The sequence below is a fragment of the Psychrobacillus sp. FSL K6-2836 genome (genome assembly GCF_038003085.1).
GTDB lineage: Bacteria > Bacillota > Bacilli > Bacillales_A > Planococcaceae > Psychrobacillus.
On record NZ_JBBOOM010000001.1, the window covers coordinates 1,449,724 to 1,469,729 of the forward strand.

The 20,006-nt window shown below is 38.3% G+C and carries 17 protein-coding genes; 1 reads left to right on the plus strand and 16 read right to left on the minus strand.

All coding sequences use genetic code 11. The features are described from left to right. Positions 1-12 precede the first annotated feature (12 nt). The 13 genes from MKY37_RS06630 to MKY37_RS06690 form a co-directional block, all read right to left on the minus strand. Positions 13-516 carry a manganese efflux pump gene (locus MKY37_RS06630; protein WP_340775136.1) on the minus strand — a complete coding sequence of 168 codons (504 nt, stop codon included), beginning with the start codon at positions 514-516 and terminating at the stop codon, positions 13-15. A gap of 63 nt (positions 517-579) precedes the next feature. Further along, on the minus strand, positions 580-1,608 hold the full coding sequence (locus MKY37_RS06635; RefSeq protein ID WP_340775138.1) for an L-threonylcarbamoyladenylate synthase: 1,029 nt from the start codon (positions 1,606-1,608) through the stop codon (positions 580-582). A gap of 68 nt (positions 1,609-1,676) precedes the next feature. Next, the gene (locus tag MKY37_RS06640; protein ID WP_340775141.1) at positions 1,677-2,207 is read right to left on the minus strand and encodes a stage II sporulation protein R; all 531 of its coding nucleotides are present in this window, start codon (positions 2,205-2,207) and stop codon (positions 1,677-1,679) included. Positions 2,208-2,251: 44 nt separating this feature from the next. Further along, positions 2,252-3,109 carry a peptide chain release factor N(5)-glutamine methyltransferase gene (gene prmC / locus MKY37_RS06645; protein ID WP_340775145.1) on the minus strand — a complete coding sequence of 286 codons (858 nt, stop codon included), beginning with the start codon at positions 3,107-3,109 and terminating at the stop codon, positions 2,252-2,254. Continuing rightward, positions 3,102-4,181: a peptide chain release factor 1 gene (gene prfA, locus MKY37_RS06650; RefSeq protein ID WP_340775148.1), complete on the minus strand. Its 1,080-nt coding sequence runs from the start codon at positions 4,179-4,181 to the stop codon at positions 3,102-3,104. Before prfA ends, prmC begins: the two co-directional genes overlap by 8 nt. Before the next feature lie 682 nt (positions 4,182-4,863). After that, positions 4,864-5,436 carry a thymidine kinase gene (locus MKY37_RS06655; protein WP_340775151.1) on the minus strand — a complete coding sequence of 191 codons (573 nt, stop codon included), beginning with the start codon at positions 5,434-5,436 and terminating at the stop codon, positions 4,864-4,866. A 128-nt stretch (positions 5,437-5,564) separates the two neighbouring features. Continuing rightward, positions 5,565-5,792, minus strand: coding sequence for a 50S ribosomal protein L31 (gene rpmE, locus MKY37_RS06660; RefSeq protein ID WP_340775152.1), 228 nt, complete (start codon positions 5,790-5,792; stop codon positions 5,565-5,567). Positions 5,793-6,104: 312 nt separating this feature from the next. Beyond that, complete coding sequence (gene rho / locus MKY37_RS06665; RefSeq protein WP_340775154.1) at positions 6,105-7,388, minus strand: transcription termination factor Rho; 1,284 nt, start codon at positions 7,386-7,388, stop codon at positions 6,105-6,107. A gap of 293 nt (positions 7,389-7,681) precedes the next feature. Then, positions 7,682-8,644, minus strand: coding sequence for a class II fructose-bisphosphatase (gene glpX, locus MKY37_RS06670; RefSeq protein WP_340775156.1), 963 nt, complete (start codon positions 8,642-8,644; stop codon positions 7,682-7,684). A gap of 251 nt (positions 8,645-8,895) precedes the next feature. Continuing rightward, the gene (locus MKY37_RS06675; RefSeq protein WP_340775158.1) at positions 8,896-10,173 is read right to left on the minus strand and encodes a UDP-N-acetylglucosamine 1-carboxyvinyltransferase; all 1,278 of its coding nucleotides are present in this window, start codon (positions 10,171-10,173) and stop codon (positions 8,896-8,898) included. Positions 10,174-10,192: 19 nt separating this feature from the next. Next, positions 10,193-10,840, minus strand: a complete 648-nt coding sequence (gene fsa, locus MKY37_RS06680; RefSeq protein WP_340775160.1) for a fructose-6-phosphate aldolase — start codon at positions 10,838-10,840, stop codon at positions 10,193-10,195. 86 nt (positions 10,841-10,926) lie between these two features. Beyond that, a complete protein-coding gene (locus tag MKY37_RS06685; RefSeq protein WP_340775162.1) occupies positions 10,927-11,784 on the minus strand; it encodes a class II fructose-bisphosphate aldolase in 858 nt (285 codons plus the stop codon). A gap of 207 nt (positions 11,785-11,991) precedes the next feature. After that, on the minus strand, positions 11,992-12,348 hold the full coding sequence (locus MKY37_RS06690; RefSeq protein WP_340775164.1) for a response regulator: 357 nt from the start codon (positions 12,346-12,348) through the stop codon (positions 11,992-11,994). Between the two features lie 310 nt (positions 12,349-12,658). On the opposite strand from MKY37_RS06690, the gene MKY37_RS06695 reads away from it, so the two are divergent. Next, positions 12,659-13,174, plus strand: coding sequence for a DUF2529 family protein (locus tag MKY37_RS06695; protein ID WP_340775166.1), 516 nt, complete (start codon positions 12,659-12,661; stop codon positions 13,172-13,174). Between the two features lie 876 nt (positions 13,175-14,050). Here MKY37_RS06695 and MKY37_RS06700 read toward each other — a convergent pair. The 3 genes from MKY37_RS06700 to icmF form a co-directional block, all read right to left on the minus strand. Continuing rightward, entirely contained in the window at positions 14,051-15,646 is a 1,596-nt protein-coding gene (locus MKY37_RS06700; protein WP_340775169.1) for a CTP synthase, read from the minus strand. 220 nt (positions 15,647-15,866) lie between these two features. Further along, positions 15,867-16,403, minus strand: a complete 537-nt coding sequence (rpoE, locus tag MKY37_RS06705; RefSeq protein ID WP_340775172.1) for a DNA-directed RNA polymerase subunit delta — start codon at positions 16,401-16,403, stop codon at positions 15,867-15,869. 336 nt (positions 16,404-16,739) lie between these two features. After that, complete coding sequence (gene icmF / locus MKY37_RS06710) at positions 16,740-19,997, minus strand: fused isobutyryl-CoA mutase/GTPase IcmF (RefSeq protein WP_340775176.1); 3,258 nt, start codon at positions 19,995-19,997, stop codon at positions 16,740-16,742. Positions 19,998-20,006: the final 9 nt, after the last annotated feature.

Consider the following 20,006-nt stretch of genomic DNA (forward strand, 5'->3'; position numbering starts at 1 on the left):
TTTTATGAATTGTTAAATATTTCGTAACGTGAGAATACCCATTAACAAAATGAGCACACCTGCTAACCTTAATATAATCGCTCGGTTCATAAAAGTATGTTTAAATATAACCTTTTGCGCTATAAATACAGCGACATAGGAAAATAATCCAGCACTTAATATAAACACAAACTTTTCTAATTTAAGCATACCAAACGAAACACTTACTGAAAAGGTATCAAGACTTGCAAATACTGCAAGTAAATAAGGTGACAGAAGTGGTACCTGCTTTGGAGATTGAGCTAAAATCATTTGTAATCCTACTAACGACAAAAGAATACCCGATAAATAAGGACTAGCATATGCCAAATAATTTTGTACGACCACACCCGCGTAATACCCGATTAACGGAAAAAGCATATGTAAAGACGCCACCCATGCAGCCAATGTAAAAATTTGCTTTCGATATACGACCAATGAAAATAAAATAAGTACATCCACAGACATCAAGGCGCCTGCTAAAATTTCACGCCACAAAAAAATCTCCCCCGTCTATTTGCATACTTAAATGTATGCAAATAGACGAGCGAGAATACAATATTAGCTATAAAACCATTTACTATTTGCCGCTTTTTCCAGACGATTCATAATCGCCGTTCCGACTCCTTCTTTAGAAAGAACCGGTACTAGAATAATATCGACGTCTGTTTCATCACAATCTCTTAATGCTTGATACAGTAAATGAGCTGCATCTTTCAGCTGACCTTTTTTTCCTAAAGAAAAGAAATAGTCCGCTTTTACCTGATTAAATGATTCACTTGCGATTACCGCTACCTTTTTCTGTTCATTATGTATTTTTTCTATTGCTTCATGGATTTTCGATATAGAATCTTCTATTAAATAGACTGGTGAATCAGGTGCGTAATGTGCATATTTCATACCCGGAGCTCGTGGTGCTTCTTCATGATCTGTTGGTTTTGCTTCACCGACTTGCCCAATCACTTTTTCTAACATTTCTTTTGTAACTCCACCCGGACGAAGAATAGTTGGTACTTCACTAGTAAAATCTATCACAGTAGATTCCAATCCGATGCCTGTTGTTCCACCATCTAAAATAAGGGGAATTTTACCTTCTAAATCATGATAAACATGAGCAGCTTTTGTTGGACTAGGCTTTCCGCTTTTATTTGCACTAGGAGCAGCAACTGGCTGTTTTAATAGTTTTAATAGTTCAAGGGCTACCTTATGCTCTGGCATTCTAACCCCTACTGATTGTAGTCCCGCTGTCACATTTTTAGCCAAACTATTTGTTTTTAATGGCAAGATAAGTGTTAATGGGCCTGGCCAAAACATATCCATACATACTTCCGCAAGCTTTGGTATATCACGAGTAAATGCCTTTATCTCTTCTTTGGAGCCAATGTGAACAATAAGTGGATTATCTTGTGGTCTTCCTTTTGCTTCGAATATTTTAGCTACAGCTTCTTCACTTGTAGCAATCGCACCTAATCCATATACAGTTTCAGTTGGAAAAGCTACTACTTCCCCTTTTGTTAATAAATCCACAGCCTGTGCATAACTTGACTGATTTGTTGATAAATTATCCACAATTGCGATTGTAGTTTTCATACTAGTTTTTCTCCTTCCCTTAGGACTTGTCCACAAAATGTTAATAACTTTCAGATAATTGTTAGTAACTATGTGGAAAACTTCTTTTTCAACCATTCCCAAACCCAGAATTTAGGTTTTTCTTCCTTTACTTCTTCTTTATAGCATACCTTCGGAAAAAGTGCGCACCACCAGTTATCTCCTCTTGCGTTACCAATGGAAATAACAATCGATTCTGCCATCATTTGCGAAGAGATTCCTTCGTTCCAAACTTTCGGTGGAAAGCTTGCCTGCCCTTTAGTAATCGTAATATTAGTGTCTAATGAGTTTGATAGTTTCTCAACAGCCTGTTCTAATTCGTTATACGTTTTTTGCGGATTACTTTCGTAGTTTAGTAGGATTGGTTCTATATGATGCTTCACGTTATTTTTTACTTGTTGATCTTCTATAGTATTACTATTTGCTATTAGTCGGAAACGAATACCCTCTACTTCTTCTCCTTGTTGAAACAGTAAAAATAAGCAAAACTGAATTAATAACAGCATCCAAACAAAGAAAATTACTGCATCTATTTGTTTCCCTATACTAGGTGCTTTCTTAATCTCGTAATCTGGTAACATCTAACATTCCCCCTTAGGAACATTGTTACCAGTAGATTCATATTTTATTCAGTGATTGTACAAAAAATAAAGCGATTTTTTTGATTAATATCCTGAACAACTTCTACAAGCGCTAGTGGAAAGGCATTTTGAAGCATTTTTTGAACAGCTGGACCTTGCGCGTAACCAATTTCAAAACCGATGAAACTTGGAATATTCATCATACCCGGAAGCTGAGCTGCCATTTTTCTATATAGCTGTAAACCATCCTCCTCAGCAAATAAAGCAAGATGTGGTTCATAATCTATCACTGTGTCCGATAAATCTTCAGCTTCATGTGATCCTATATAAGGAGGGTTGGATAAAATAATATCCCATTTTTGATCGGCAATTGGCGCTAGTAAATCCCCTTGCTTAAATTCTACTTTCGCTTCTAAGCGTTCAGCATTCTTTTTAGCAACTACCAAAGCTTCAGGGGATATGTCTGTTGCAGTCACTTTTACATTTGAAATTTCTTTTTTTATCGTCAAAGCTATAGCACCACTGCCAGTTCCAATATCAGCAATTTTTATTGATTTATTTGCCTCAAAAAGGTTTGCAGTTCTTTTTTTAACCTCTTCAATCAATTCTTCTGTTTCTGGCCTTGGGATCAGAACATGTTCATTCACTAGAAAATCACGCCCGTAAAAGTTCTCCTGTCCGATGATATATTGGAAAGGGCGACCAGTTGCGTGCTCTTCGACATAATCCCAAAAGGTTTGATAGGCTTCTGGAGTTATTTCTTCATATATAGTCATCATTAACTCGGAATAGTTTTTCTGTAAGACATGCTGCAATAAGTAGCGAGCAACTTCTTTTTCACGATTATTTTCTGCTAAAAAAGAAGAAGCCCGTGTTAGGGCCTCAAAATTTGTTTTACACATTGGTATCGTTCATTCTCTCTAATTTTTCTGCTTGATCTTCCATTATTAATGCATCGATCACTTCATCCATTTTACCTTCTAGGACTTGATCGAGTTTTTGCAAGGTTAATCCAATACGGTGATCGGTCACACGATTTTGCGGATAGTTATACGTACGAATACGCTCCGAACGGTCACCAGTTCCTACTGCAGATTTACGAACTGCATCATATTCTGCTTGTGCTTCTTGACGGAATTTATCTGCTACGCGGGCACGAAGAATTTTCATCGCTTTTTCTCTATTTTTGATCTGTGATTTTTCATCTTGCATGGAAACAGTAATTCCAGTAGGTAAATGCGTCATTCGAACTGCAGACATCGTTGTATTTACCGATTGTCCTCCAGCACCAGATGAAGCGAATGTATCGACACGAACTTCCTTCTCATGAATCTCCACATCTACTTCCTCTGCTTCCGGCAATACGGCAACAGTAGCTGTAGAAGTATGAATACGTCCTCCAGATTCTGTTTCTGGAACACGTTGTACTCGGTGTGCGCCGTTTTCATACTTCATTTTTGAAAACGCACTTTTTCCGTTAATCATAAAAATGATTTCTTTGAAGCCGCCAAGACCAGTAGGATTGGATTCCATAATATCAATTTTCCAACCTTGTGTTTCTGCATATCTGCTATACATGCGGAACAAATTCCCTGCAAATAACGCAGCTTCGTCTCCACCAGCAGCCCCACGAATCTCCATAATAACGTTTTTATCATCATTTGGATCCTTTGGAATCAACAACAGTCTTAGTCGTTCTTCCAATGTTTCTATTTGGCCTTCTAATTCACTAACTTCTTCTTTTACCATATCTCGCATATCCGCGTCTAACTTTTCCTCTAGCATTTGCTTCGAGTCTTTATATTGGCTTTTAACTTCCTTGTATTCACGGTACGCGTCAACAGTTGCTTGCAAATCCGATTGCTCTTTTGAATATTCTCTTAGCTTATTTAGATCATTGACCACTTCAGGGTCACTAAGCAATTCATTTAAATTATTATAACGATCTTCTACCGATTGTAATCGATCAAACATCGAGCTCACCTCGTTCGTTTAAGTCTATATCATTCCTATTATAAAGAAAAAGTAACATTCTCGCTACTTTTTCTGTAAAGAGTTTAGTTATAGATCTTGGTATGAGTAAGTAACATTAATTAATACTGTTGATTTCCACTCCAGGCGGACGACTTGCGCTCCAATCAACAAAGTCCACTTTAAATAAAGTGATAATTAAATATAATAACACATAAGTATTCATGTTTTATTTTGAAAGAAGTAAACATAAAAGTGACTCAACTATTGAAATAATTAATTATTGGTATAACCATCAAAATTAAGGTATAGCAGACCTTTTTTTTAAAAAGCATCTCATGATATTTCAGCGCAGCGGTCATTCTTTAGGGTACACGCTTAAACTAATTAAAAATCTTAGTGATTAACTGTAAAAAATCTTGTTATTGGAGACTACTCACTTAATGATTGTAGTGGAAGGTGGCGACTCCAGTGGGATGAGTGAGACAGATGAGATATCACAACGACGCGCTAGCGACGGTGATAGCTCATCGCTCACCCCACGGAAAGCGTCCACCTGAAACGGAAATCAGTGGCACATTTAATTCTTAAATTTACCAGTAACTCTAGGTTTAGGGCATATAATTTTCTTCTCATTCTTTAAAATTCCACTTCATAGAATTAAATGAAGTGGATTTACATTAGCTTATAGTGGTGGGTTGGCATGGCATTTTCTGCATACTGGGTAGTAGGAGTCGTTGCCGCCTATTTGGATTTGTTCGCCAGTGTAGACAGGTTTTCCTTGGTCGTCTACACGTAGGTTCATGATTGCTTTTTTATGACAGAACCAGCAGATGGTTTTCATTTCCTCAATTTTGTCGGCGTAGATCAGCATGTAACGACTACCTTCGAAAAGTTCGTTTTGGAAGTCATTTTTCAGTCCAAAGCCCATTACTGGAATGTCTAATTCATCGACAATTTTCGTTAGTTGTAAGACATGTTCCTTTGTTAAGAACTGCACTTCGTCGATTAAAACACAGTATGGTTTTGGGGAAACTGCTTGTACTAATTCAAGTAAGTTGGTTTCTTCGTAGATAGCCATAGCTTTTCTTTTCAATCCAATCCTACTAGAAATATGACCAACTTCGTCACGTGTATCTATTCCTGGTGTGAATATTAAAACAGGTTTGTTTTGTTCTTCATAATTATGAGCAACTTTTAAGATTTCAATTGATTTTCCACTATTCATTGCTCCGTATTTATAAAATAATTGCGGCATGATTTGTCTCCTTGTGCACTATGTATTTCTTCTATTTATTTATACCATAAGCGTACTTTTATCGGAAATCATATTTACATTAAAACAAAAATACCTGCAAAGCATGATGCTCTACAGGTACTTTGGTATTAGTTTTCTTGGTCTTCTTTGATTTCTTCTTTAATGCCGTATTTTTTGTTGAAGCGATCCACACGGCCATCAGCTGCTGCGAATTTTTGACGCCCAGTATAATATGGGTGACATTCGTTACAGAACTCGACTTTAATATCGTTTTTTACAGAACCAGTTGTGAATGTGTTACCACATGAACATGATACTGTTGCTTCTTTGTAATCGGGATGAATTCCTGCTTTCATCTCTATCTCTCCTCTCGCCCTGAACCATCTGGAACAGAGTTGGTTATGATACTGATACCTTACACGATCCGATTGATGTCAATCGCATATGTAGCAGAAAAGTGTGATGTTACGTTAAATATAATACCATCTTTAGAAGTCTAATGCAAATGTTTAGTTTAAACTAGTTTAACAGGCTGTAATATTCCCAATTAGTTCGGACCAACAGGATGTTGGTTACCTCAGGCATTACCGCACGATGCGGCGTTATTTGCTTAAGTTCACTTTTCCAATCCGTGGGGGCGAAGAACCTCCATTGATGGAAGTTTCACTTTATAATGTTACTTTTCCGCTTCGATGTGCTTTCATTTCTACAGTTAGTTGCTCAAAAAATCCTTCGTTTGTTTTTGATTGACGAAGTTTTCTTAAGAAACGTTCTGCGAAATCAGATGAATCGGAGAATGTCTTACGAATTGCCCAAAGTTTGTCCAGTTGTTCTTTGGGAATAAGTAACTCTTCTTTTCTTGTTCCAGAACGGCGGATATCAATTGCCGGGAAAATACGACGTTCTGCAAGGCTTCTGTCTAAATGAAGTTCTAAGTTACCAGTTCCTTTAAATTCCTCATAAATAACTTCGTCCATACGAGATCCAGTATCAACTAATGCAGTAGCAAGAATTGTTAAGCTTCCACCTTCTTCGATATTACGTGCTGCTCCGAAAAATCGTTTTGGACGATGGAATGCTGCTGGGTCAATACCACCAGATAGTGTACGCCCACTTGGTGGAATAACTAAGTTGTATGCACGAGCTAAACGAGTAATGGAGTCCATCAAAATGATCACATCGCGTTTATGTTCAACTAGGCGCATTGCTCTTTCAAGTACAAGTTCTGCCACTTTTACGTGGTTTTCTGGAACCTCATCAAATGTAGAGCTTACAACATCTGCTTTAACAGAACGCTCTATATCAGTTACTTCTTCTGGGCGCTCATCTATTAATAAAACAATTAGTTCTGCATTTGGATGGTTCGTTGTTATTGCGTTGGCAATTTCCTTAATAAGTAATGTTTTACCAGCTTTCGGTGGCGCCACTATCAATCCCCGTTGACCATAACCAACAGGTGCTACCAGATCCATGATACGAGTCGATAGTTTATCAGGAACTGTTTCCAATACGATATGGCGATCAGGATATAAAGGTGTTAGCCCTGGAAAATGTACTCTTTCCTTCGCTACTTCTGGGTCTTCCCCATTAACTAATTCTACATGGAGCAGTCCATAATAGCGTTCACTTTCTTTTGGCGGTCGCACTTTCCCTGTTACTTTGTCTCCATTTCGAAGGTCAAATCTTCTAATTTGAGAAGCAGAGATATAGATGTCCTCTGAGCTAGGCGAGTAGTTAATCGGACGCAAGAAACCGAAACCCTCTTGTTGAATAATTTCTAATACGCCTTCCATGAAGAAAAATCCTTCTTGTTCAGCACGAGATTTTAAGATTGCAAAAATAAGTTCTTTCTTTGAAAGTTTACTATATGCGGCTACTTTAAATTTACGCGCAAGTGCATATAGTTCTTTTAGAGTCATATTTTCTAACTCATTAATTGTTGTTTGTGTCATATGGGAATGCACCACTCTTTATTATTTTTTATTGTTTTACTAATGTTTGAAATGTTAAAGATAGAAGTTTTATAAGAGGTTACCCGACGCCCTAGGATTGGTCGCCGGGTAAAACATAAAGGAAAGTTTCTTATTTTATAGATTAAGAAAGTATATACTTATTATTCATCTTCTGTCTAGCTTCAGTTCCTAGCCCCTCGAGGTCGCTTCAGTCTTGCGAATAAAGGCAAAGTGCGCCTTTATTGCAATTCTTCGAGCGCTTGTCGGGGCTTACATAGGTGTTTACGTATTTCTTATAGAACTAAATTTGGTTTTTTATTTAAGCTGTGACGACCTTCAACAAAGCGAACTGTACCTGATTTAGCACGCATAACGATGGAATGTGTTGAACTGAACGCACCTTTAAATTGTACTCCACGAAGAAGTTCTCCATCTGTAACACCTGTTGCTGCAAAAATGGCGTCATCGCCTTTAACTAAATCCTCCATACGTAATACTTTGTTTACGTCTAGCCCCATCTTGATGCAACGTGCAATCTCTGCCTCGTCTTGAGGTATCAGTTTCCCTTGGATTTCTCCACCTAAACATTTTAATCCAACGGCAGAGATAACTCCTTCTGGAGCTCCACCCATTCCGAATAAAATATCTACACCAGTATCATCAAACGCTGTATTAATAGCTCCGGCAACATCACCATCTGTGATTAGCTTTATACGTGCTCCAGCTGCTCTAATTTCATCAATGATTTTTTGGTGACGAGGACGACCTAAAATAGTAGCTACAACATCTTCTATGTTTTTATTTTTTGCACGTGCAACCGCTTTTAGATTATCTAAAACCGATGCATTAATATCCACTTGACCTACAGATTCAGGACCTACAGCAAGTTTTTCCATATACATATCTGGAGCATGAAGTAAGTTTCCACGATCGGCAACTGCAAGTACCGCAAGTGCATTCCAACCACCTGAGGCAACGATATTTGTACCTTCTAAAGGATCTACTGCGATGTCTACATGAGGACCATCCGTTCCAAGACCAAGTTTTTCACCGATATATAACATCGGCGCTTCGTCCATTTCTCCTTCTCCGATTACAACGACGCCTTCCATTGGGATCGTGTCAAAAACTGTACGCATAGCAGTTGTTGCTGCATCATCCGCTTCGTTTTTTAAACCCCGACCCATCCAACGTGCAGATGCGATTGCTGCTGCTTCTGTTACTCGAACCAATTCCATTGATAAACTACGTTCCATTATAATATAAGCCTCCAGTTTTGCATTATCCAAATTCCGAACTGTATTTCTTCCTGTATCATTGTAGCATATTTATCAAATTTAATAAGTGACAATTATCCATTAAAACTTCTATCAGCGAGTTTTTTCTTCATCCCCACTGATTGAAAAACAGAACTCAAGCAAATAACGCCGCATCGTGCGGCAATGCTTGATTGACCAGCATCCTGTTTGGCCAAACCATTCAGGAAAAGTCAAACTACCCGTAGATATTAATCGTTATTTATTTCCACTTCTTTTATTTCTACCCGTCTAATATCTGCACCAAGTCCTTGAAGCTTATCGACTAAAGAGCTGTACCCACGTTCTATATGGAAAATATCTTGGATTTCCGTTTCTCCATCGGCAATTAACCCCGCAATGACAAGCGCTGCACCTGCACGAAGATCGCTTGCGCGTACGGTAGCAGCTTCTAAGTTCACTGGACCTGTAATGATTGCCGTTCTACCATCTACACGACCGATTGCATTCATCCGGCGTAATTCATCTATTTGTTTGAAGCGAGCGGAGTATATAGTATCCGTAATAACAGAAGTGCCTACTGCTTGAGTCATCAATACAGAAAAGGGCTGTTGTAAATCAGTTGGGAAGCCTGGATATACCAATGTTTTTACATCAACTGGTAATATATCCTCCACTTTCGGAATTACAATCTTTTCTTCATATTCTTCCACCTTCACACCCATTTCACGAAGTTTAGCAGTTAATGCCTCTACGTGAAAAGGAATCACATTGTCAATTGTCACGCCATCTCCAGCGACTGCTGCCATGATCATGAATGTGCCGGCTTCAATACGATCTGGAATAATCGTGTGCTTTGTACCATGTAATTCTTCCACACCGTCTATTCGGATTACATTTGTTCCAGCACCCTTGATATTCGCACCCATATTAGATAGTAGAGTTGCTACGTCAATGATTTCTGGCTCTTTTGCTGCGTTTTCAATAATCGTACGACCTTTTGCTTTGACTGCTGCCAACATAATGTTAATAGTAGCACCTACACTTACAACATCTAAATAGATTTTAGCTCCGACTAAATTTTGTGCACGCAAATATATAGCTCCATGCTCATTGGACACAGATGCACCTAATGCCTCGAAGCCTTTAATATGCTGATCGATAGGTCTTGGGCCTAAGTGACATCCACCTGGTAAACCTATTGCTGCTTTGTTAAATCTTCCAAGCAGGGCACCCATTAAATAGTAAGACGCACGAAGTTTCTTGATGTTGCCATTTGGAAGAGGCATATCCACAACATTTGTTGGATCTATCGTCATTGTTCCATTTTCAAATGTTACTTTAGCTCCAACCTCTTCCAAAATTTCTTTTAACGTCCAAACGTCTAGAATTTCTGGTAAACCTTCAATAGTTACAGGGGAATTTGCCAATAAAGAAGCGGGAATAAGTGCAACCGCACTATTTTTTGCCCCACTTACTTTAATGGTTCCTTGAAGGCGCTGTCCCCCTTTTATTTTATAAACTTCCATACAGTTCTCCTTCGTCTTGTTACTCGCTTTTACGATTGTTCCAATCCGCTAGAAATCCTTCAATTCCCTTGTCTGTTAAAGGATGATTAAATAGTTGTTTTAGTACTTTAATAGGTGTTGTTGAAATATGTGCACCGTTTAAAGCTGCATCCGTAATATGTTGTGGATGTCTAATGGATGCTGCAATAATTTCAGTATCAATATTATGAATATCAAAGATTTGTGCAATCTTTGCGATCAATTCCATTCCATCATGACCGATATCATCTAAACGACCTAAAAATGGCGATACGTATGTTGCCCCAGCACGTGCAGCTAGCAATGCTTGGTTTGCACTGAAAATAAGCGTTACATTCGTTTTAATACCTTCTGCACGGAATACAGAACAAGCTTTAAGACCTTCTGGAGTCATCGGTAGTTTTACAGTAATGTTCGGTGCAATGGCAGCAAGTTCTCTACCTTCTTTAATCATACCTTCAGCATCTAGCGCTATTACTTCCGCACTCACTGAACCGTCTACTAACGCGGTAATTTCACGTAGGCGATCGTGGAATGAAATATTTTCTTTTGCTACTAGCGATGGATTAGTTGTAACTCCTGATAGAATCCCCCAAGCGTGCGCTTCTTTTATTTCGTCAAAATTGGCAGTATCGATAAAAAATTTCATATGAATAATATCCTCCTCATGATGGAAAAACAGGAGAAGGTTCTAAATGAACACTTCTCCCCTGTAGCTATTTTTCTTACTTATAATTAGGCTTTGTTTGAGCTTCCAAATTCACGCATTTTGCCGATTACTGTTGCTTTAATAGCATCACGTGCAGGTGTCAAATATTTACGTGGGTCATATTGCTCTGCATCAGAAGCTAAAAAGTCACGAATCGCTTTAGTTGCAGCAATTTGGTTTTCTGTATTTACATTGATTTTCGCAGTTCCAAGTGAAATAGAACGTGTTATATCATGTGTCGGTATACCTGTTCCACCGTGTAAAACAAGTGGAAGGTCCGCAAGTTTCGAAATCTCTTCCATTTCTTTGAAGCCTAAGTTTGGTTCACCTTTATATGGACCATGAACTGAACCTAAAGCAGGAGCTAAACAGTCGATTGCTGTACGTTTTACTAACTCTGCACATTCAGCAGGATCTGCGTAAATAACGCCATCTGCAATAACGTCATCCTCTTGTCCACCAACTGTTCCCAGTTCAGCTTCTACTGATACATTGCGCGCATGTGCATACTCTACTACTTTAGATGTAGTCTCAACGTTTTCTTCAAATGGATGATGAGAAGCATCGATCATTACAGATGTGAATCCTGCATCAATTGCTTCTTTACATTTTTCAAAGCTAGATCCGTGGTCTAAATGAATTGCTACAGGTACTGAAATTTTATAAGATTCGATTAATCCTTTTACCATATATACGACTGCAACGAAGCCACCCATATATTTTGCTGCGCCTTCAGATACACCTAAAATTACTGGTGAGTTTTCTTCCTCAGCCGCTAATAGGATTGCTTGTGTGAACTCTAAATTGTTAATGTTAAATTGTCCTACTGCGTATCCTTCTTTTTTCCCTTTTTCCAGCATTTCTTTCATCGAAACTAAAGCCATTGAAATGAACCTCCTCTATTTGCTTTTACACTTCAAAATTATATTTATTTCTATTTGCCTAGCTGCAGACACCAGTAGCTTGAGTAAGGAATATTCCTCTGTAAAATAAGTTACAGCAGTCCTATGTAGTAACTATATGGTATCTTCTACTTTCTTCCTACATCATAACAAAAACAGGCGATGTTTTCCACTGCCTGCTGTTCCAACTTATTTCAGGAGTTTATTCACGGAATCTCTTAGTTCAAATACATCAAATGGCTTAGTAAAATAAAGAGATGCGCCTAATCTCTGTGCTTGTTCTATGAAATTTAACTCTCCATATGCTGTCATCATCATGACCGGGAGATCACTCCATTGTTCTTTTATTAACTTTAGAATTTGAATTCCATCCATACCTGGGATTTTCATATCGAGTAAAACTCCATCGATATTGTGCTCATTGATAAGTTCTAAAGCTTCATAACCATTTGCAGCTAAACTTACTTCATATCCTTCTTGTGTAAACACTTCTTTTAACAATAACCGTATTCCTAACTGATCATCCACTATTAAGATATGTTTCATGGTAAGCAAACCCCTTCTTTATTAATCCCATATTGTATTATACGATATCGGTTGAGGCATTCCCTCTATTTTTTATAAAATTTCCGCATTTTTTCTATTTTATAGATCACTAAGCTAAATGAAGAACTTTACTTTATCCCGGTTTAACAGGCTGTAAATCCCCAATTGGTTCAGACCAACAGGATTTTGGCACTCAGGCATTGACACACGACGCGGGGTTATTTGCCTGAGTTCAATTTTCCATCAGTGGGGTGAAGAAAACCCCCACTGATGGAAGTTTCACTTTATAATAGATGAGAGGTGAATTAGGATGAAAATGTTAACTACGCAACTTTCAGGATTATTACAAAGAATCTCCAGCTCAGAGGAAGAAAATATTGAAGAAACCGCTCGTTTACTTGCCCAAGCTGCCGCTCGAGAAGGAACCATTTTTTTTGCTACTTTCGGGGAAATGAAAAGTATTATGGTTAATGCACAGTTTGCAGCAGAGCCGTTCCCATCTATGCAATCTTGGTCACCCGAAATCGAACTATCAAGTGCAGATCGTGTTTGGATTTTCACTCGTTCTTGTTACGACGAAGAGGCTCTGGCTTTGGCTAAAAAGTTGAGTGAAGAGTTTATTCCTTTTAGTGCTTTAGCAGCAGAACCGATAAGTGATGACAATATGTTAGCCGACCTATCGTATACATATATTTCCACAAAAATTTCTAAAGGGCTACTACCCGCTGAAGATGGAACTCGCATTGTGCTCCCACATGCTTTAGGTGGATTATTTGTATATGAAGCAGTGAAGATGAAGTTAAACGAAATGCTAATCGGTGAATAGTTCACAAAAAACGCCTAAAGAATTTTTCTTTAGGCTATTCTTTGTATAGTTTTTCTATTTCGCAAGTATTTGCTACTTCAGCTCTTGTATTGTTAAATCAAACGCAAGTAAACAAAAGTTGAATGCAAGTAAAGCTTTTGACTATTGTAGGAATTGTATACTGTTAATTTAGTTACAGAAATAGTATATGTGCTCCTTCAAAGCCGCATGAGCAAGAAGAATGAGACTATAAAAAGGGATGAAGAGGTGCATGTCTAGCTATTGGCTGCGCACATTCAGATAAAAAATAATAATATGAGAAAATCAAATACATTATCATTTACTTGCGGTGTCGTTTCGTTTACTTGCTTACATTAGAAATTTACTTGCTATCCTGCGTTAGTTACTTGCTGTCCTTCTTCATTTACTTGCTCTTGATGAAGATTTACTTGCGGAATGGAAATTTCATACAATCAAACTCAATTCTATATATCACTTAGCAGATTACAGAAATCTTTGAGATAGTTATTTCTTTTGAATCTGCAATTTTTGATGTCGCCTTCTGTTAACCATTTAACTGAGTAAATAAAAAAAGAGGATTACTCCTGTTAATGAGTAATCCTCTTTTATAAATCTATATTAGAACTTCTGGTTTTCTAGCTTGTCTAGTTCCAGGCACCAGCCCTTTTAGTCGTTTCAGGATTGCGAATATAGGCAAAGTAGCCTTTTCCTTCAAGTTAATGCTTTTCGCAGCTAAACGGCGCCCTCCACTTTTCTTTGTCTAGCTACAGCGCGTAGCCCCTCGAGTCGTTTCAGAATGCCGGATAAAGGCAAAGGACGCCTTTACCTGCATTCTTCCAACGCTTATCGGGGCTAACATACGCGCTTTCGCTTTCCTTACTCACCAACTGATGCTTTGATGAAGTCGCGGAATAACGGTTGTGGACGTTGTGGACGAGACACAAATTCCGGGTGGAACTGGGAAGCTACGAAGAATGGGTGATCTGGTAGTTCGATGATTTCGATTAGGCGACCATCTGGGCTTGTACCAGAGAACACAAATCCTGCTGCTTCGAATTGCTCACGGTACTCGTTGTTGAACTCGTAACGGTGACGGTGACGTTCGTACACAAGTTCTTCTCCGTATGCTTGATGAGCTTTTGAACCTGGTGTTAACTTACATGGATATAATCCTAAACGAAGTGTTCCGCCAAGGTCTTCTACATCTTTTTGCTCAGGCAATAAATCGATAATAGCATGTTGTGTAGTTGGGTCTAACTCTGTAGAATGTGCTCCTTGAAGTTCAAGAATAGAACGTGCAAATTCAACTGTTGCCAATTGCATACCTAAACAAATACCTAAGAATGGAACATTGTTTTCGCGTGCAAATTTAGTAGCCGCGATTTTCCCTTCAACTCCACGGTCTCCAAATCCACCAGGAACAAGGATACCATCTACATCAGCAAGAATTTCTGCAACGTTTGCATCACTCACTTCTTCGGCATTTATCCATTTCACTTCAACGTCTGCATCAAATTTGTAGCCCGCATGTTTCATCGCTTCTACAACAGAAATGTATGCATCTTGAAGCTCTACGTATTTACCAACTAAACCAATACGAACTTTTTTCGATAATGATTTTACTTGGTCTACTAAGCCGATCCAGTCGGTCATATCTGCTTCAGGTGCTTGAAGTTTGAAATGATCCACTACAATTTGATCCAAATGCTGCGCTTGTAAATTCAATGGAATTTCATATAAAGAATCTGCGTCGATACATTCAATTACTTCTTCTGGTTTAATATCACAAAACAGACCAATTTTATCTTTCATATCTTGAGGAACTGGCATTTCCGAACGAAGTACAATAACGTTTGGTTGAATACCAAGGCTACGCAATTCTTTTACACTATGTTGTGTTGGTTTTGTTTTCATTTCTCCTGCTGCTTTAATGAACGGTACTAAAGTACAGTGAATATACATTACATTATCACTACCAACATCGCGTTTCATTTGACGAATTGTCTCTAGGAATGGAAGAGATTCGATATCTCCTACTGTTCCACCGATTTCCGTAATAACGATATCTGCATGTGTTTCTTTTGCAGCTAAAAATAAGCGATCTTTGATTTCATTTGTAATATGTGGAATTACTTGTACTGTCCCACCATTATAATCACCACGACGCTCTTTTCTTAGTACAGATGAGTAGACTTTACCAGTTGTAATATTTGAGTATTTGTTCAAGTTGATGTCGATAAAACGCTCGTAGTGACCTAAGTCTAAATCTGTTTCTGCTCCGTCATCTGTTACGAAAACCTCTCCATGTTGATATGGACTCATTGTTCCAGGATCTAAGTTGATGTAAGGATCGAATTTTTGGATCGTTACGTTTAGTCCTCTATTTTTTAATAATCGACCAAGTGATGCAGCCGTAATCCCTTTACCAAGTGAAGATACAACCCCACCAGTAACAAAAATAAATTTAGTCATTATGTGTTCCTCCTAATGTAATATCTAGTCCGCCACCACAACCGATGAGGACATTGTCTTATTTTAGTATGCGTTAAAACATTCAAATAAATAAGAGTAGAGCAATAACAAAAAAACGCTCCGCCTGCTTCTTCGCAGGGGAGCGCATATGCACATGAGTAATGTCTCTTCAAAAAGAGCCCAATAAAATCTTATAGCGTTTAAGAGGATAAGTCAAGAATTATTCTTCGTCTTCTTCATCGTCTAAGTCCTCATCGATATCAAACTCTTCATCATCGTCTTCATCGATTAAGTCTTCTTCAATCACTTCGTCAATCTCTGCTCCGACAAATTCAATAACTGGATCGTCCTCATCTTCATCCTCGTCATCTTCTTCAACAAATTCATCGAATTCTTCTTCGAATACGATTTCGTCATCATCTAAATCTTCTAAATCATCATCTACTACCTTATCTTTCTTTTTACGAACTTTTACAGTAGGAGCTGATTCTTCTTCAATTTGTTCTACTGGATACCATTCTCTAAGACCCCATTGGTTTTCAGCAATTGCTAAAAAGCGTCCGTCAATATTCATATCTGTATAGAATTGAGGTTTACGAGAAGCCATTTCCTCATCTGTAAGCCCATTATAATGTTGAATCTCATCAAATAAATCTGTTAAAGTTAATGAGTTTTTTTTATCTTCTAAAATCGCAAATGCTAGATCGATTAACGATTCTTCTTGTAATTGTATTGTTGTCATTTCACGAAATTTCAAATCGTGCACGTCCTTTCTATGTTCGTTTGCATACTTTTCATTATATACACACAAGTATGTTATATGCTACATTCATTTATTCTTTTTGAAAAGAGAAATTTTCCCTCCTGCAATTGTAAACAAATAAAATGATATTAAAAGCAGTGGAATGGAGGCTAGTTGTTTGTTATATAGAAAAAAAGTTAGTAGTAAAAGAATTATAATGATCAAAATGTGAACAGGTTTTTTCATCTAAATTCTCCTTTACTACATACTAGGTATATTATACAAAAAAATAGGAAAAAAGTGTTCCAATAATCATCGGAACACTAAATTTATTTTCCTTGGGTCTATCATTTACATATTACGACGATATTGTCCCCCAACTTCATACAAAGCATGTGTAATTTGACCGAGACTTGCTTTTTGAACTGTTGTCATTAACTCTTCAAAAATGTTACCACCAGTTACAGCAACTTGCTTCAAGCGAGCAAGTGCTTCTTCTGTCTCAGCTTCATTTCTTTGTTGGAAGTTTCGAAGATTCGTTATTTGCGTTTCTTTTTCATCTGTTGTTGCTCGTGCAATTTCCATATTATTAATGTCCTCTTCGGAAGCAGGATTTGGATTTAAATAAGTATTTACACCGATAATAGGTAGCTCACCAGTATGTTTTTTCATCTCGTAGTGCATAGATTCTTCTTGAATTTTACCGCGTTGATATTGCGTTTCCATTGCCCCAAGCACACCACCGCGGTCATTAATACGATCGAATTCGGAAAGTACAGCTTCTTCTACAAGGTCCGTCATTTCTTCTACGATGAAAGCACCTTGCAGTGGGTTCTCGTTTTTCGATAGACCATGCTCCTTCGTAATAATCATTTGAATCGCCATTGCACGACGAACTGATTCTTCTGTTGGAGTTGTAATTGCCTCATCATAAGCATTCGTATGAAGCGAGTTACAGTTGTCCTGTAGTGCCATCAATGCTTGTAATGTTGTACGAATGTCATTGAAGTCAATTTCCTGAGCATGCAAGCTTCGACCTGATGTTTGTACATGGTATTTCAGTTTTTGACTACGCTCATTTGCGCCATATTTATCGCGCATTACGACTGCCCAAATACGACGGGCAACGCGTCCAATAACAGTATACTCTGGGTCCAATCCATTGGAGAAGAAGAACGATAAATTCGGTGCAAAGTCATCAATATGCATACCTCGGCTTAAATAGTACTCCACATAAGTGAAGCCATTTGACAGTGTGAATGCTAGCTGCGAAATTGGATTTGCTCCTGCTTCTGCAATATGATAACCCGAAATAGATACAGAATAATAATTGCGAACCTTTTGTTCAATAAAATATTGCTGAATATCTCCCATCATTCGAAGTGCAAATTCCGTAGAGAAAATACATGTATTTTGACCTTGATCCTCTTTCAATATGTCCGCTTGAACAGTTCCTCGAACGACCTGTAACGTAGTAGTCTTAACAACTGTAAATTCCTCTAAAGTCAAGGTGCGTCCCAGTTCTTCTTCCTTTAGACGTACTTGCTGATCAATCGCTGTATTCATGAACATTGCTAGAATAATTGGAGCTGGACCATTTATCGTCATTGAAACAGATGTAGAAGGTGCACATAAGTCAAAGCCATCATATAACTTCTTCATATCCTCTAATGTACAAATACTAACCCCAGACTCTCCAACTTTTCCGTATATATCCGGACGATGATCAGGATCTTCTCCGTATAGTGTCACCGAGTCAAATGCAGTCGATAAGCGTTTTGCATCGTCATCCTTCGATAAATAATGGAAACGGCGATTTGTTCGTTCAGGTGTTCCTTCTCCTGCAAATTGACGTTTCGGGTCTTCTCCTTCTCGTTTAAACGGAAAAACACCTGCCGTATAAGGAAATGAACCTGGTACATTTTCTTTATATACCCAGCGTAGAATTTCTCCAAAGTCTACGAATTTAGGAAGTACTATTTTTGGAATTTTTATTCCTGATAAGCTTTCTGTACGAAGAATTGTACGAATCTCTTTATCTCGAATCTTTGTGATAAATTCGTCCCCAGTATAAGCTTCTTTTAAAGTAGCCCAGTTTTCTAGAATACGTTTAGATTCAGCAGTCAGTTCATCTCGAACACCTATAGCTAATGATTCGAGAGATTGAACTAGCACGTCATCTGAGGCTTTTTCCTTCAGCTGTTCGATAGCACCTTCCAACTGGAACAGTCTTCTAGCAAAACCAACCTGTTCTTCCGACTTACGATGGTATCCTCGAACAGCATCTGTAATTTCACGTAAGTAGTAGCGGCGGTCATTCGGTATGATAACGTTCTGCTTTTGTGTTTTTACAAATTGGTCGTATGATGTCTCCCAAGCGGATCCTGTCTTTTCGTTTAATGTAGCAACAAGTGCTGCAAATAATGAATTTGTTCCTTTATCGTTAAACTGACTAGCAATGGTTCCATAAACAGGCATCGTATCTAGATCCTCATGCCAAAGCTCACGGCTTCGTTGATACTGCTTTTGCACTTGGCGAAGTGCGTCCTCTGAGCCTTTACGCTCAAATTTATTGATAACGATTAAATCTGCATAATCAATCATGTCGATCTTCTCTAATTGAGAAGGTGCTCCGAACTCACTAGTCATTACATACATCGATACATCCGATACATTCGTAATTTCCGCATCCCCTTGTCCGATTCCACTCGTTTCTACAATAATCATGTCATAACCAGCAACTCTTACAACGTCTAATACATCCGCAAGTGCTCCTGATAATTCTGTACGTGAGCCTCTAGTAGCTAGACTTCTCATAAATACACGCTTGTTGAATATTGCATTCATACGAATTCGGTCTCCCAGTAGAGCCCCACCTGTTTTTTGCTTTGTTGGATCAATAGATAGAACAGCAATTTTTTTATCTGGAAGCTCTTGTAGAAAGCGACGAATTAATTCGTCAGTTAATGAACTTTTACCTGCTCCACCAGTACCTGTAATACCTAGTACTGGAGTACCTTTGGATAATTTCTTTGCTTGCTTCAGCATTTCGACCGCTTCTTCGTTATGGGTTTTATGTGCTTCCTCTGCTACGGTGATTAAATGAGCAAGAACTTCCGGATTTTCTGTCGTAACTTTGGAAATCTCTTCATTTACGCCTTTAGCTTCTGTTGCTACATCACATTCCATTAGGATTTGATTGATCATTCCTTGTAACCCTAATTTACGGCCATCCTCTGGTGAGAAAATGCCCGAAATGCCGTACTCTTGTAGTTCTTTTATTTCTTTCGGAATAATTACTCCGCCGCCTCCGCCGAAAATGCGAATATGTGGCGCACCACGCTCGACGAGTAAGTCTTTCATATATTTAAAATACTCAACATGCCCTCCTTGATAGGAAGATATGGCGATTCCTTGTACATCCTCTTGAATTGCCGCGTTTACTACCTCTTCCACCGAGCGATTATGTCCTAAGTGGATAACCTCTGCTCCGCTCGCTTGTAGGATGCGACGCATAATATTGATGGATGCATCATGTCCATCAAAAAGACTGGACGCTGTAACGAATCGTACATGATTTTTTGGACGATATACTTCTACCGTAGACATGCTGAAATT